We start from the raw sequence: 14,318 nt of genomic DNA, 5'->3' as shown, positions 1-14,318 counted from the left end.
TACCATCAGATGGTTAGACCGGGATCATCCGCGGCGGACGGAACGTCAAGTCGGATCGAGGAGGCCGGGGAGGGCGAGCGGAAGTGCTCGGGTCCCCGTGTGAGAGGCGTGAACGGCGACGAGAGTCGAGCGCCGCGCCGTCGATCGATCACCTCATCGCGTCACGAGGTGGGTGACGATCACGAGCACGGCGGTCGTGCCGGCGACCAGCGGCCAGGAGAACCCGACGGCGCCGATGAAGTCGAGCCCTCGAACGACGACGTAGCAGAACAGCGTCGAGAGAACGAGGTTCATCACGAACAGTACGCGGGGGTCGCCCCGTGAGGATGGCATGGTCGGATGTCGTGACGGACGGGATTAGTACCCGCCGTCGTGCTCCCAGTCGATCCACTCCTGTTCCCACCCGTTTCGCTTCCGGGCGTGACGTTCCGCGAACTCGCGGTCCTCGCGGGCAGTGCGGTTCCGCTCGACCGACCCGGGCTGCTGGCCCTCGACCAGCAGCGGTCGGAACGCGACCGGGCAGACCCGCTCGGCGATCTCGTACTCGTCCTCCGTGCGCTCGAGTGCGACGAGCGTCTGGTCGGTCGTCCCCATCGGCATGGCCAGCCGACCGCCGGCGACGAGCTGTTCGACCAGTGCAGCGGGTGGGCGCACCGCGGCGGCCTCGATCAGGATTCGGTCGAACGGGGCGTACTCCGGGAGGCCGCCCGCACCGTCCCGGCAGTCGACGAACACCTCGCCGTAGCCCGCGTCGGCGAGGTTGCGGCGCGCGGTATGGACCATGTTACGGTCGATGTCTACGGCGTGGACGTTCTCGGGGCCGACGATCTCCGCGAGGACGGCGGCAGTGTAGCCGACGCCCGCGCCGACGACCAACACGACGTCGTCCCGTCGGACGTCGAGTGCCTCGAGGAGTCGGGCGGCGGTGCTGGGGGCGAGGACGGTCGTGCCGTCGGCCTCGATGGCACGGTCGGTGTAGGCGACGCGCTCGTTCTCGACGAACGCCTCGCGCGGCACGTCCCGCATGGCCAGCGCGACCCGATCCGTGTGGAGGACGGACTTGACCTCGTGTTCGAGGCCGTCGACCATGTCCTCGCGCAGAACGGCGAGGTCCATGTCGGCCGTCGGTCGCGCGGCTACATCAACCTCGCGCTTGCTGGTACGGCGTTCCAACCGCGATGTCGTTCGCCATCCGTCGACGGCCGCGGCCGTTTCGTTCACCTATTGTTTGGTTCATAAAACATCGCAATATACACGAAATCACTTACCAAGTCGGGATTCGGACGTCTGCAGGCATGGATGACAAACCCACGCATTCGGAAGATCGAGGACGATTCACGCAGACGAGGCGCGAGCACCTGGGAGGGATCGCCGGCGGTACTGCGGCGCTGTTCGGCCTCGGGGGCGTCGGCCCCGCGTACGCCGGTACGAACGAGGCATACGACGGGATCTGTTTCACCCCGGCGACGGTGCTCGCCGAGCGGATCCGGGCGGGCGAACTGTCGCCGGTCGAGGTCGTCGAAACGTTCCTCACCCGGATAGAGGAGCGAAACGATGAGATCAACGCCTTCCTGACCCTGCTGCCGGATCGGGCCCGCGAGGAGGCGAAGGAGGCCGAACGCGCGGTCGAGCGGGGAGACGACCTCGGCCCGCTCCACGGGATCCCGTTCGCCATCAAGGACCGCCAGCGGCTCGAAGGGGTTCGCTTCACCGACGGCTTCCTCGCGTTCGAGGACCGAATCGCGGAGGAGACGGATCCCGAGGTGCAGGCGTTCCTCGACGCGGGCGCGATTCCCGTCGGGAAGACGAACACGCCCGAGGGGGGCTACATGGGAAAGACGGACAACCTGATCATCGGGCCGACGTCGACGCCGTTCGACCTCGATCGGAACTCGGGCGGCTCCTCCGGGGGCAGCGCCGCAGCGGTCGCAGACGGGATGCTCCCGTTCGCGACGGGGACCGACGGAGCGGGTTCGATCCGCATTCCCGCGTCGTTCACCGGGACCTACGGCCTGTTCCCCGAGGTCGACGAACCGGGACAGTTCGGGACTGGCGATACGTACTTCCAGCCGAGCGTCTCGACCCGGTCGGTCGCGGACACCGCGCTCACGCTATCAGTGATGTACGGCGACGACGAGGAGACGACGGACTACCGAGGCGCGCTCGAGGACGACGTCGAGGGACTCTCGATCGGCTACAGCCCCGGGCTGGACACGTACCCCGTCGACGACCGCGTTCGAGACGTCGTCGACCGGAGGGTCGAAGCGATCACCGAGGAAGGTGCGAGCGTCGAGCGGACCGAAGTCGACCTCGGCCAGAGCTACGAGGAGTTCATCGACGCGGTCTGGATCGTCTGGACGACGTCGTACGCGACGTTCGCGGAGGAGATGAAGGAAAAGGAGGACGTCGACCCGCTCGCCGAGGAGCGGGAGCTCTTCCCGGACGAACTGGTCGAGATCATCGAGACCGGTTACGAGTACCTCGACGAGGGGGAGATCCGTGACGACGCGCTGGAGACGACGATCGACGCGCGCTCGCGGGCGTACGACGGCATTCAATCGGCGCTCGAGGAGTACGACCTCCTCGCCACGCCGACGTTGTCGGTACCGCCGTTCCCGAACGAGGAGCTCGGTCCGACCGAGGTCGACGGCGTCGACGTCCACCCGATCGTCGGCTGGCTGATCACGACGGTGAACAACATGACCGGCCACCCGGCCGCGTCGGTGCCGGTGGGACTGACCGACCGGGGGACGCCGGTGGGGTTACAGCTCATCGGCCCGGTCAACGACGACCGGACGATCGTCGCGGCGAGCGCCGCCTACGAACGGACGAACCCGTGGCACGACGACTACCCGGGTCGGTAGCGCCGTCGTCCCGTCGTTCGTCGTTCAGGCCGGGATCGGTGATCGCCTGCGGATCGGTCCGGCGGCTCCTCATCCCTCGGGGATGGGGGGTCGTCACCCCCGGATCGAGACGAAGCGGACCGCGCCGCGACGCTCGCGGGACTCGATCCCCCTCTCGCCGACGCGAGCCTCGATGAGCTTCTGCGACCAGTCGCCGACGGGCGCGAGGACCGTCCCCCCTGGGCGGACCTGCTCGACGACGGCGTCGGGGATCTCCGGCACCGCGCAGGTGAAGTAGGCGGCGTCGTAGGGGGCGTGTTCGGGCCAGCCCTCGCGGCCGTCACCCTGTCTGATGCTCACCTCGCCGTAACCGACGCGTTCGAGCGTCTCGCGGGCCCGTTCCGCGAGCTTCTCGCCGAACTCCACGCTGTAGACGTTCTCCGGGTCGACGACCTCGCTCGTGACCGCGGCGTGATAGCCACAGCCGGTACCGATCTCGAGGACTCGGTCGCCCTCCTCGGCGTCGAGGAGGTCGATCATGATCGCCACCATGTGCGGGGCGCTGATCGTCTGGTCGTCGCCGATGGGAAGCGGCCGGTCGGCGTAGGCCTCGCCTCGACGCGATTCGGGGACGAACTCGTGGCGCGGGACCGCCCCGATGGCGGCGGCGGTCGACTCGGAGATCCGTTCGCGACGGGTCAGCTGATCCGTGAGTCGGGCGCGGGCGTCGTCGTAGTCGGTCATGGTTCGAGTGGTGGGTCGAACGTGTCGGTCGGATCGGTTCGGACGGAACGGTTCCGGACGTTACCAGGCGGACCAGGCGCTCGAGCTCTCGTCCTCGGCGTAGAGCCGCTTGACGTCCTTCGCGGGGACGGTGTCGCCGTCGAAGTCGAGCTTCGTCCGCTCGTAGCCGGCGGCGTCGTTCTCGACGTGGATGCCGACCACGGTGAACTCCTCGTCGCCGTGTTCCTCGCGCTCGCCGACGACGAACTCGTGGTCGCCGGGGACCTGGAGCTTGACGCTGCGGCTCTCGTCGCGTTTGTCCGCGGGGTGGATCGTCGCGTTCACCTCGACGTTGTCGACCGCGCGGGTCCAGAGCGTCCCCAGCTCCTCGCCGTGGGCGCGCTCGACGCGTTGATCGCCCCCGAGCTCGATGCTCGTGATCCGCACGAGCATGATCGCCTCGTCGGTCTCGAGGACGAACTCCTCGCCGACGGCCACCTGTTCGTCCGCGGGGACGTCGACGGTCGCGGCGAACGACTCGCCCTCCTGGGAGACGATCACGTCGGCCTCGATCGTCCGCTCGGTCTCGATGCGGGTCTTGTGGGTGTGGCCACAGTCGGTACAGCGAACCGTCGCCGGCTCGTCGGGTTTCAGCACCTCGTGGACGGTCTCGGCGTCGGGTGAACAGGAGGGGCACGTGACGGCCACCTGCGTCGCGGTGTCGCTCATGGCGTGTTCTAACGCCTCGGACGGTAAAAACTCCCCGAGGCGGCGGACGGTGGAACGGCGCTCGACGGGGCGACGCTCCGTCCACCGATCGGCCAGGCGGTTCGCTCCCCGGGCCGTCTCGCGGCCGACGCCCGTCCTCCGGCAACGAACTGCTCGAGCGATCCGCGGAACGAAGTCGTCCCGCGCCATTCGACCGACTGGAGGTCTACGACCTCCCCAGTTCGCACCTAGCGCCGCTCACTCGACTCGCGGAAGTTCCACTTCCGCGCCGTCTCACGGGCGACGCCCGTTCGACTTCGGGAGCTCTACGACCTCCCCGTCCGCGTACACCGTCGGCTCGCGCAGGATCCCGTCGGAGTGGATCGGGGCGTCCGTCTCGCCGCCGATCCCCGCGTCGTCGCCGATCGCGACGTGAACGGTGCCGGCGGCCTTCTCGTCAAGCAGGACCGATCCCACGAGTTCGGTCACCGCGACGTTCGTGCCGATGCCGAGTTCGGCGAGGTTGTAGGCGTCTCGGCCCGCCTCGTCGGCGGCCTCCTCGAGTTCGGCCGCCACGTCGGGATCGCTGACCTCGGTGACGTAGCCGTCCTCGACGTCGATCCGAATCTCGTGGCCCTCCTCGAGCAGTCCGTGGGGGTGCATCGTCCCGTCGACGACGTACGTCCCGTTCGCGTCCTCGGGACTGACGAACACCTCTCCTGCCGGGAGGTTCGAGAAGTCGCCGGCCTCGTGGACGATCCCCGTATCCGAGAGCCACTCGCGCTCGCCCGGCCGGAAGGCGACGTCGGTTCCCTGCGGTGAGGTCACGCGGATCTCCTCGGCGCTCGCGACCTGCTCGAGCAGGCGCTCACACTCCTCGTGGATGCGCTCGTAGTCGGCGTCCAGCCCGGTGGTGAACACCTCCTCGGTGATCCCGGGGAGGGTGGCGGCACGCGCTCCCGCGTCGGTCGCCGCGCCGCGTGCGCGGGTGTGGCTCAGGCTCTTCGAGGTGGGTGCGAGCACCACGTCCGCGTCCCGCATCGCCGCGGCGACCGGCGCCGGTGGCTCCGTGCCGTGCTGTGGTCCGGGTGGGTACCTGAGCAGGACCGCGTCGTCCGTGATCTCGCGGGCGACCCCGTAGAGCGCCTCGCCGATGCGCTCTCGTTCGTCGTCGGTGACCACGGCGCACGACTCCTCGGCACGGAGGTTCATACACTGGCGGACCGCGGTCTCGGCTGCGGCTCGCAGGTCGGACATGGAGGAGGGCTCGGTCGGCGCGGGCATAGTCGTAGCGGTCCCGTCACTGGGAGCGCTCGGGAAGCGGACACCGGGCGACGCTCTCCGCGTTGGTCTCCGGGAGCATGTACTGCTTCCACTCGCGCCGGCGCGGGTCGGAGTAGTCACCCGAGTCGGGGTGTCTTGGGACGTCGTCGTACTCGCTCAGGCGGTCGCGGATGGTGCTGCGGGCGCGCTGACCCTCGTCGGACATGCCCGAGAGCTCCTCGAAGACGCCCGTCGGCTGGATCGTGACCTCGAGCCCGTGGGCGGTGTGGCGGCTCCGCCGGGCCTCGTAGAACGGCGCGCGGGCGACGAGGAACAGCGGCTCGCCCGCGAAGCAGTAGCGCCACTTGGGGTGGTCGGGGTCGGTCGGAACCCGCCGAGGCCACGGCTCCGGATCGTTCTCCCCGAGCCACTCGAGCAGGTTCCAGAACTGGCGTTTGTAGGCCTCGGGTGGCTGGTCGCCGGCCGGCTCGAACAGCACCACCAGCGAGGTGAACTCGCCGATCGACTCGTAGTCCGCCAGATAGGCCTCGAGCGCGCTGGCCAGCCGAGTTCTGGCGTCGGGATCGTCGGGGTCGCCGGGGAAGACGTAGCGGAACAGGCCCTCCTCCTCGGCCTCGACGGCGAAGTAACACGGGTACGGCGCCTCGTCGTCGGTCATGGTCCGATGAAACGTCCGGTAGCGCGTCGCCTTCCAGTCGGCCAGGTCGCCGCGCTCGATGGCCGACTCGAGATCGCTCCGCGTCCACAGTCCGTCCGATCCCGGTGTGCTCATTCTCGTTCGTTCCTCGGAACCCGCGAAGGTGGGTGTTTCGGAAGCGGACCTCCGGTCGGATCACTCCCCGTCCGTCTCGCGGACCGACCGTTCGTGGACGGCCGTCCCCTCGGGGAGCCGGAGGTCGATCGGGCCCAGATCCGAGCCGCTCGCGACGCCCTTCGCCGAGCACGCCGAGACCGCGACGACCGCGTCCTTCGCCGCCTCGAACGTCACCCGGTCCCCGGGCTCGGCGGGACTCTCGCGGACGTCGAAGTACGTCTGATCGGTGACCGTCGACTCCTGAAAGACGTTCATCGTGTCGGGCACCCGTTCGTCGACTCCCGCGGCCTCGAGCGCGAGCGCGAGGTTCTCGCGACAGCCGCCGGGCTCGTTCTGGACTCCCTCGGCATGGGGTCGGTCGGTGAGCATCCACTCCGTACACGGCCCGAAGAGGACGTCGTGAACGCCACAGTCGTCGTCGATGATCTCGAGGATCGCCTCGCCCGCCGTGGTGTAGAGCGCGTCGCCGGTCGAGATCCTGATCCGTCCGTTGAGGTCGCGCGTGTAGGACTGCGAGAACCGTTCGTCGGGATCGTCGCGGACGAACGCGACGAGATCCGCCACCTGTCGTCCCTCGGGGGTCGACACCGAGAACGTCTCACCGCTGTCGACGCCGAACGCGGCTCCGCTTCGTTCCGGAATGCGGTGGTGCATACGCAGGCTGGGATGGCGCGCGTAACCGGCCTTTCGGTCGCGGTCGCCGACGACGTCCGACGATGCCGTCGAACGGGTCACCGGAGGAAGTCGAGCCCCCACCGCAACAGCTCCGAGCCGACGAGCAACCCACCCTCGACCCGGGAGAGCCGGTGGCCGCTCCACAGCGAGAGGGTCACGAACGCGGTGACGACGAGCAACCAGCCGACGTCCGGGAGCGCGGCCGGATCGATCGGTAACGGCCGGACGAGACCCGCGATCCCGAGAACCCCGAGCGCGTTGAAGACGTTGCTTCCGAGGAGGTTGCCGACGGAGACGCCGAGACGACCCCGCGAGAGGGCGAGCGCCGAGACGACGAACTCGGGGGTCGAGGTGCCCGCTGCGACGATCGTCGCGCCGATGGCCCACTCCGAGACGCCGAACGACCGTGCGAGATCGACCGCGGCAGCGACGAGGGCGTGGCCGCTCGCCAGGACGAGCGCCAACCCTCCGACCAACGCGACCAGATCGCGGAGGCGAAACGGGTCGTCCTCGTCCCCGACCGTTCCCGCGTCCGCGACCGAGGACGACGGCGATCCTGCGCGCGCGAGCGCGATGAAATACGCCACCAGGGCGAGCAGCAGGATCGCCGCCTCGAGCCGGCCGAGACGGAGATCCAGGAGGGCGAGGGCGGCGAGCGTGGTCGCCCCGAGCAGCGCGAGTCCGTCGCGGCGCACGAGCGCCCGGGGAACCGCGACGTTCCCGAACAGCGCGAGGACGCCGAGGATGAACGCGAGGTTGTAGACGTTCGAACCAACGACGTTGCCGACGGCGATGTCGCCCGTCCCGGCGAGGGCGGCGTCGACGCTCACGACCAGCTCCGGCATCGACGTGCCGACCGCGACGACCGTCAGTCCGATCACGAGCTCCGAGAGGCCGAACGACCGCGCGAACGAGACGGCGCCGTCGACGAACGCCCGGGCACCGATCCAGAGACCGACCACCGCGCCCGCGAGCAGCGCGAGCGACACGACGAGACCAGTGGCCATTCTGCTTAGCGCTCTAGCGCCTCGATCGCGGGCAGCGATTCACCCGTCAGCGCACGGACGTACGCGCCGCCGGCGATCGAGACGTGCGAGAAGTTCCCCTCGTCGAGATCGTAGAGGTCGATCGCTCGCGCGGTGTCGCCGCCGCCCACGACCGAGAAGGCGTCGGTCGACGCGATCGCCTCGAGAACGCCCACCGTCCCCGCCGCGAAGCGCTCGTCCTCGAAGACGCCGAGTGCCCCCTTCACGAAGACGGCCTCGCTGTCCTCGACGAACGACTCGTACTCCGCGACGGTGTCGCCCCCGACATCGAGAAACGAGGTCTCCTTCTCGACGCCCTCGACGCCGACCTCGCTTCGCTCGCCGTCGTCCTCGTAGGCGAGGTCCGCCGGGAGCCGGATCCGGTCGCCGTACTCCTCGAACAGCTCGCGGATCGTTTCTTCCCCTTCGTCCCACTGCTCGTCGAACAGCTCGGATCCCTCGACGTCGTAGCCGACGTCGTGGCCCGCCGCGCGGAGAAAGAGCTCGCCGACGATCCCTCCGAGGAGGAACCGGTCGACCGTGTGTTCGACGCGCTCCATCACGTAGATCAGATCGTCGGCCTTCGTCCCGCCCAGCACCATCGTCACCTCGCCGTCGAACTCCCGGTTCTGGATCGCGGAGTTGGCCTCGTACTCGGCCTCCATCACCCGGCCGGCGTAGGCGTCCACTACTCGGGGAAAGCCGACGATCGAGGCGTGAGCGCGGTGTGCGGTGGAGTAGGCGTCGTTGACGTAGGCGTCGAACTCGGGAGCGAGCGTCCCGACCAGCGCGCTCTCGGCGTGTGCCTCGGGGCTGCGATCCGCGAGCTCCTCGTCGACCATGCGGACGTTCTCCAGAAGCAGGACCTCGCCGGACTCGAGACCGCGGATCGCCTCCAGCGCCCGATCCCCGTAGGTGTCCGGAACGTAGCGCACCTCACGGTCGAGATGCTCGGAGAGGATCTCCGCGTGTCCTTCGAGATCGACGAAGGTGTCGCGACCGGGGCGACCCTGATGGGCCAGGACGGCGACGCGGTGGCCGGCGTCCGCGAGCTCCCGAAGCGTCTCGGCGTGTCGCGAGAAGCGCTTGTTGTCCCGGACATCGCCGTTCTCGACGGGGGAGTTGACGTCGATACGGACCAGCACGCGCCGGTCGCCCGGCAGGTCGTCGAGCGTTCTGAACATACCTCGTAGAGATCGACCGCGATAATAAAGGCCGGTCGTTCGGTCGTCTACGCCGCCGCCTCGGCGTGCTCCTCCTGCTCCTGGTCGACGACGTACCGTGCGAGATCGAGCATCCGGTTCGCGAAGCCGTACTCGTTGTCGTACCAGGTGAGTACCTTCACCTGGCCGCCCTCGACCGAGAGCGTCGAGTCGCAGTCGACGTACGAGGAGAAGGGCAGTCCGAGGATGTCACGGGAGACGACCTCGTCGTCGGTGTAGCCGAGCACGCCCTCGAGATCGCCGGTCGCCGCCTCCTTGAACGCCGCGTTGACCTCCTCTACGCCGACGTCGCCCTCGAGGTCGACGACGAGGTCGGTGATCGAGCCGTTCGGGACGGGCACGCGCATCGCCATCCCGTCGAGCTTGCCCTCGAGCTGGGGCAGGACCTCGGTGGTCGACTGGGCCGCGCCCGTCGAGGTCGGGATGATGTTCTCCGCGGCCGCCCGGCCGCGGCGGGTCTTGCCCGAGGGGCCGTCGACGAGGTTCTGGGTGCCGGTGTAGGCGTGGACCGTCGTGAGCAGGCCCGACTCGATGCCGAACTCCTCGTCGAGCACCTTCACGACCGGCGCGACGCTGTTCGTAGTGCAAGAGGCGTTCGAGAGCACGTCTTCGCCGTCGTACTCGTCGTGGTTGACGCCGTAGACGATCGTCTGAACCGGCTTCTCGCCCTTCGGCGGGGCGGAGATGATCACCTTATCGGCGCCGGCCTCGAGGTGCTGGGCGGCGTCGTCGTAGGTGCGGAAGATGCCGGTCGCCTCGAAGGCGACGTCGACGTCCTGCTCGTCCCACGGCAGCTGCGCGGGGTCCTTCTCGCTGAACGTCGGGATCTCCCGGTCGCCGTAGACCAGCGAGTCGCCCTCAAGTTCGAGCCCGTCGAGGCGGCCCTGGACGGTGTCGTACTTCGCGAGGTAGTGCATGTCCTCGACGTCCATGATGTCGTTGACGCCCACCAGCTCGATCTCCGGCGTCTCGATGACCGCGCGGAGGACGTTGCGTCCGATCCGTCCGAACCCGTTGAGCCCCACCCGTACCGGATCGTCCGCTAATGCTTTACTCATAATTGAATTATCGGCGCCCTGAACCAAGTATCTTACGTCAGCACGCGGTCACGAGGACGAGGATCGCCGTGATGGCGATTCGGGGCCCGCAATGTGGGCGCGGCGGGGACCGAACGATCGCCGTTCCTCCGGGCCCGTTACTCGCAGCCGAGTTAATTTCTAATGTAATTAACGCGTAAATATTATTCCCTTCGGCCTCCCACGACCGAGTACATGCTACAGGTGGGAATCAACGGCTACGGTACCATCGGCAAGCGCGTCGCCGACGCGGTCGCAGCACAGCCGGACATGGCGGTCTGCGGCGTCGCGAAGGCGAGTCCCGACTTCGGTGCCGAGGGTGCCGTCCGCCGCGACTATCCGCTGTACGCCGCCCTCGAGGATCGACTGCCCTCCTTTCGAGAGGCGGGGTTCGACCCCGTCGGTACCTCCGACGAACTGATCGAGGAGAGCGACCTCGTCGTCGACGCGACCCCCGGCGGGATCGGCGCGGAGAACCTCGCGAAGTACCGCGCCGCCGACACCCCCGCGATCCTGCAGGGAAAGGAGTCGGACGACCTCGTCGAGACGAGCTTCAACGCCCGCGCGAACTTCGAGCGGGCGGTCGACGCCGACTACGTCCGGGTCGTCTCCTGCAACACGACCGGCCTCTCCCGACTCGTGGCTCCCCTGGAGGAGGCCTACGGCGTCGAGAAGGTGCGCGTGACGCTCGTCCGGCGCGGCGGCGACCCCGACCAGACGGGTCGCGGACCGATCAACGACATCCTCCCCGATCCGGTAACGGTCCCCTCGCACCACGGCCCCGACGTGCGGACGATCCTCCCCGACCTGGACATCGACACGATGGGGCTGAAGGTGCCCGCGACGCTGATGCACATGCACAGCCTCAACATCGAACTCGCCGAGGAGCCCGACACCGAGGAGGTACGCGAACTGCTCGGTCGGGAGTCGCGGATCTTCGTCGTCGACGGCGAGATGGCGATCGACGGCACCGGAAAGCTCCGGGAGTTCGCCCGGGATTACGGCCGGCCGCGTGGCGACCTCTGGGAGAACTGCGTCTGGGGCGACTCCATCAACGTCGAGGGGTCGGACCTCTACATGTTCCAGGCGATCCATCAGGAGAGCGACGTGATTCCCGAGAACGTCGATGCGATCCGCGCGATGACGGGGCTCGCGGACAAGGAGGAGAGCATGGCGCTGACCGACGAGACGCTGGGGATCGGGCTGCCGGAGCCGCACGAGCGTTCGAAAGTCGCCTCGCCGTCGCCGTAGTCCGCCGCAAACCCTTTTGCCACGGGGTCACCTATCCGGGGTATGAGACGCGACGACCGCAACGATCCCTTCGACGACATCTTCCGGGAGATCGAGCGGATGATGAACGAGATGATGGGCGGCGGCAGCGTCGACGTCGGCAACGCGGGGTTCGGGAGCGACACCCACGTCGACATCTACGAGACCGAGGAGTCGGTGCGCGTGATCGCCGACCTCCCCGGCGTCGAGAAGGACCACATCGGTCTCACCTGCGACGGCGACGCGCTGACGATCAGCGCCGACAGCGATCGGCGGGCGTACGACGAACGCATCGACCTCCCCACCCAGGTCGACGAGCACTCGGCGCGGGCGACCTACAACAACGGCGTCCTCGAGGTGACCTTCGAGCGCGCCGACGGCTCGGCCGCCATCGACGTCGATTGAGAACGCGTTACTCTTCACGGCTCCATCCGCCCTCATGGTCGAATCGCGTGATCCGACGTACCACGGCGTACTGATCTACGACGGCGAGTGTCCGTTCTGTTCGGCGGCCTCGACGGCGCTACGGCGTGTCCGTGGGGTCGGCGCGATCGCCTGGAGCGACGAGCCCGCACAGGCGTTTCTGGAGGCACAGTTCGAGGAGGTACCCTTCGCGCTCGTGCTCGTCGACGACGAGGAGGAACGGGTGTACGCGGGCCGCGCGGCCGCGAGCGAACTCTGTGACCGGGCGGGGATGCCGGTGCTCGTTCAGGACGTCGTCGGCGAGAACTACGAGTCGATCGCGGACGCGATCCGGAGCACCGCCGCGGGCGGCGACCACGATCCCGACCCGTACCACGACGTCTACCCACTCGCGTCGGCCGCCGAGGAGCGGTTCGCCGCGCTCGCCGCGGCGGCCGACGGCACGGCGCTAGCCGTCAGGGATCGGTAACGTCCGGCTCGCCGAGGACGCGCCCCTCTCGACGAACGACCGCTTCAACGACGCCGCGTAGATCCCAACCGTCGTCTCGATTCCACGTTTCCTCCCTCCTTCAGGCCGACGAGTCGAGGCTGTCGTCGGCGGCTGCGCGCACCCGATCGAGGAGGTCCGACGGCCGGTGGCCGCCGTGGGCGGAGACCGCGACGACCCGCCGCCAGCCCGTTGGCCGGCGGGCGTAAAGCAGCAGGCCGGCGGTCGAGAACCGGAGCTTGAGCGTCGGATGATCCGCACCGAGGGGGAGCAGGTCGAGGTCGGTGCCGTGGTCCGCACGGTCGAGACCGTACTCGAGCTCCCCGGAGCGGTCGATACACGCGACGATCTCCTGGGCGGTCTCCTGGAGCTGCTCGGGCCAGTAGACCGCGAGCTCCGCGACCGTCGTCGAGAGGTCCGGCGGCTCGGAACGCTCGGGGATCGTGACGTCGTGTCGTCGGAGCAGTCGGTGGAGTCGCCGGCCGTCGATACACTCGATGTCGGCCTCGTCGGCGAGGTTCAGTGCGTCCTCGGTGAAGCCGGTGGTCGTCACGACCACGAGCGTGTCGAGGGTCCGCCGATCGCGAAGCAGCGCGAGGTCGCGAAGCTGGTTCGCGCTGATCGATCCCTGGGCGTAGCGTCGGGCGTGGACGATCGTGGCGCGTCCGCGAACGACGACGTCGGTTCCGCGGGCCGGCGAGGGCGGCGAGACGTCGATCTCCGACTCGTCGACGCCCCAGCGAGTCGTCACGAACGATCGGAGAAGCGACTGGAAGGCCTCGGCGTCGAGGCCGCGAAGCCGATCCGGACCGTTCTCGGGAGCGTGTCCCACGCTACGTGCTGAGCGGGTAGCCATTATCAACCTTTACCCCGAATGTGCGCGCACGAGGTCGGCGAGACGCCGGTCGAACCCCGGCTCGTACTTCGTCGCGTCATCGACCGTAGGGCGGGCGTTGGTCTCGGAGACGACCGCCCGATCGCCGGAGACGAGCAGGTCGATGCCGAAGAGGGGGACGTCGAGGGTCGTGGCCACCCGCTCGCAGAGTAGACGGTGCTCCTCGGGAAGCGAGACGCCGACGGCGTTCGCACCCGCGTGCACGTTGTGTTTCCAGCCCTCGCCGCGGCGCTCGACGGCACCGACGTACTCGCCGTCGAGCACCATCGCGCGGTAGTCGCGCGCGTCGGGGATGAACTCCTGGACGAGAAACGACTTATCGCCGGTCGCGCGGAAGTCGTGGACCAACCCGAGGTGGTCACAGATCCCCAGAAACGAGTCCAGGTCGTCGGCGCGGGCGATCCCGACGCCACGGGTCGTCGAGTTGGGCTTGATCACGACCGGCGGGTCGAACCGCTCGAAGGTCGCGACGAGGTCCTCGCGGGGGACGGGGTTCGAGACGAGCACCGACTCGGGAACGGGGACGGCCGCTCGCGCGAGGCGCGCGAGGGTCTCCGCCTTGTTCCGGGAGGTGAGCACCGCCTCGCGGTCGTTGATCCAGGGGATCGGGACCAGCGCGTCGGCGAGGCCGCCCTCCATCAGCCGCGGCGGGAAGACGAGCCCGACGTCGAACTCGTCGGGCGACCACGGCGGCTCCGAGAGCGCCACCGTTCGCTCCTTCGTTCGGAGGTGACGAACCTCGATCCCGCGCTCGGCGAGGGAGGTCTCGAGTCGCTCGAACGTCTCCGCGCGGGTGGCGACCGCGAGTCGCAGCATGGACGTCACTCGGGGAGGGTGCGCAAAGAGCCCTCGCTTCGCACCTTCATTTATGTT

At 68.6% G+C, this 14,318-nt stretch carries 16 protein-coding genes; 4 read left to right on the top strand and 12 right to left on the bottom strand.

From position 1 onward, the window contains the following. Positions 1 to 153 precede the first annotated feature (153 nt). Both V0Z78_RS14475 and V0Z78_RS14470 read right to left on the bottom strand, forming a co-directional pair. Positions 154 to 333, bottom strand: coding sequence for a hypothetical protein (locus V0Z78_RS14475; RefSeq protein WP_336345377.1), 180 nt, complete (start codon positions 331 to 333; stop codon positions 154 to 156). A gap of 24 nt (positions 334 to 357) precedes the next feature. Further along, positions 358 to 1,116, bottom strand: a complete 759-nt coding sequence (locus tag V0Z78_RS14470) for a protein-L-isoaspartate O-methyltransferase family protein (RefSeq protein WP_336345376.1) — start codon at positions 1,114 to 1,116, stop codon at positions 358 to 360. Positions 1,117 to 1,295: 179 nt separating this feature from the next. Between V0Z78_RS14470 and V0Z78_RS14465 the strand changes: the two genes are divergently transcribed. Then, positions 1,296 to 2,864 (top strand): amidase, encoded by a 1,569-nt coding sequence (locus V0Z78_RS14465; RefSeq protein ID WP_336345375.1) that lies wholly within the window; start codon positions 1,296 to 1,298, stop codon positions 2,862 to 2,864. Between the two features lie 93 nt (positions 2,865 to 2,957). Here V0Z78_RS14465 and V0Z78_RS14460 read toward each other — a convergent pair whose 3' ends face one another. The 8 genes from V0Z78_RS14460 to gap all read right to left on the bottom strand — a co-directional run bounded on the left by V0Z78_RS14460 (position 2,958) and on the right by gap (position 10,353). Continuing rightward, positions 2,958 to 3,587 carry a protein-L-isoaspartate(D-aspartate) O-methyltransferase gene (locus tag V0Z78_RS14460; protein WP_336345374.1) on the bottom strand — a complete coding sequence of 210 codons (630 nt, stop codon included), beginning with the start codon at positions 3,585 to 3,587 and terminating at the stop codon, positions 2,958 to 2,960. Positions 3,588 to 3,647: 60 nt separating this feature from the next. Further along, entirely contained in the window at positions 3,648 to 4,295 is a 648-nt protein-coding gene (locus V0Z78_RS14455; protein ID WP_336345373.1) for an HVO_0476 family zinc finger protein, read from the bottom strand. A 273-nt stretch (positions 4,296 to 4,568) separates the two neighbouring features. Further along, positions 4,569 to 5,531, bottom strand: coding sequence for an aminopeptidase (locus tag V0Z78_RS14450; protein ID WP_336345372.1), 963 nt, complete (start codon positions 5,529 to 5,531; stop codon positions 4,569 to 4,571). A 43-nt stretch (positions 5,532 to 5,574) separates the two neighbouring features. Beyond that, positions 5,575 to 6,330 carry a YqcI/YcgG family protein gene (locus tag V0Z78_RS14445; RefSeq protein ID WP_336345371.1) on the bottom strand — a complete coding sequence of 252 codons (756 nt, stop codon included), beginning with the start codon at positions 6,328 to 6,330 and terminating at the stop codon, positions 5,575 to 5,577. Between the two features lie 60 nt (positions 6,331 to 6,390). Beyond that, positions 6,391 to 7,107 carry an urea carboxylase-associated family protein gene (locus V0Z78_RS14440; protein ID WP_336345370.1) on the bottom strand — a complete coding sequence of 239 codons (717 nt, stop codon included), beginning with the start codon at positions 7,105 to 7,107 and terminating at the stop codon, positions 6,391 to 6,393. Beyond that, entirely contained in the window at positions 7,104 to 8,054 is a 951-nt protein-coding gene (locus tag V0Z78_RS14435; RefSeq protein WP_336345369.1) for a calcium/sodium antiporter, read from the bottom strand. Before V0Z78_RS14435 ends, V0Z78_RS14440 begins: the two co-directional genes overlap by 4 nt. Positions 8,055 to 8,059: 5 nt before the next feature. Beyond that, the gene (locus V0Z78_RS14430) at positions 8,060 to 9,256 is read right to left on the bottom strand and encodes a phosphoglycerate kinase (protein WP_336345368.1); all 1,197 of its coding nucleotides are present in this window, start codon (positions 9,254 to 9,256) and stop codon (positions 8,060 to 8,062) included. Between the two features lie 47 nt (positions 9,257 to 9,303). Beyond that, positions 9,304 to 10,353, bottom strand: a complete 1,050-nt coding sequence (gap, locus tag V0Z78_RS14425; RefSeq protein ID WP_336345367.1) for a type I glyceraldehyde-3-phosphate dehydrogenase — start codon at positions 10,351 to 10,353, stop codon at positions 9,304 to 9,306. 213 nt (positions 10,354 to 10,566) lie between these two features. Between gap and V0Z78_RS14420 the strand changes: the two genes are divergently transcribed. Genes V0Z78_RS14420 through V0Z78_RS14410 form a run of 3 tightly spaced genes read left to right on the top strand, consistent with a single transcriptional unit; the run spans position 10,567 to position 12,532 of the window. Next, positions 10,567 to 11,622: a type II glyceraldehyde-3-phosphate dehydrogenase gene (locus V0Z78_RS14420; RefSeq protein ID WP_336345366.1), complete on the top strand. Its 1,056-nt coding sequence runs from the start codon at positions 10,567 to 10,569 to the stop codon at positions 11,620 to 11,622. A 42-nt stretch (positions 11,623 to 11,664) separates the two neighbouring features. Beyond that, entirely contained in the window at positions 11,665 to 12,045 is a 381-nt protein-coding gene (locus V0Z78_RS14415; protein ID WP_336345365.1) for an Hsp20/alpha crystallin family protein, read from the top strand. 34 nt (positions 12,046 to 12,079) lie between these two features. After that, on the top strand, positions 12,080 to 12,532 hold the full coding sequence (locus V0Z78_RS14410) for a thiol-disulfide oxidoreductase DCC family protein (RefSeq protein ID WP_336345364.1): 453 nt from the start codon (positions 12,080 to 12,082) through the stop codon (positions 12,530 to 12,532). Positions 12,533 to 12,632: 100 nt separating this feature from the next. Here V0Z78_RS14410 and V0Z78_RS14405 read toward each other — a convergent pair whose 3' ends face one another. After that, positions 12,633 to 13,382 carry a restriction endonuclease gene (locus V0Z78_RS14405; RefSeq protein WP_336345363.1) on the bottom strand — a complete coding sequence of 250 codons (750 nt, stop codon included), beginning with the start codon at positions 13,380 to 13,382 and terminating at the stop codon, positions 12,633 to 12,635. A gap of 33 nt (positions 13,383 to 13,415) precedes the next feature. Next, the gene (locus V0Z78_RS14400) at positions 13,416 to 14,261 is read right to left on the bottom strand and encodes an ATP-grasp domain-containing protein (RefSeq protein WP_336345362.1); all 846 of its coding nucleotides are present in this window, start codon (positions 14,259 to 14,261) and stop codon (positions 13,416 to 13,418) included. Positions 14,262 to 14,318: the final 57 nt, after the last annotated feature.

It is taken from the genome of Halalkalicoccus sp. CG83, from assembly GCF_037081715.1.
Lineage (GTDB): Archaea > Halobacteriota > Halobacteria > Halobacteriales > Halalkalicoccaceae > Halalkalicoccus > Halalkalicoccus ordinarius.
The sequence above is the reverse complement of the archived record's forward strand: the minus strand, read 5'-3'. Positions and strand labels throughout refer to the sequence as shown.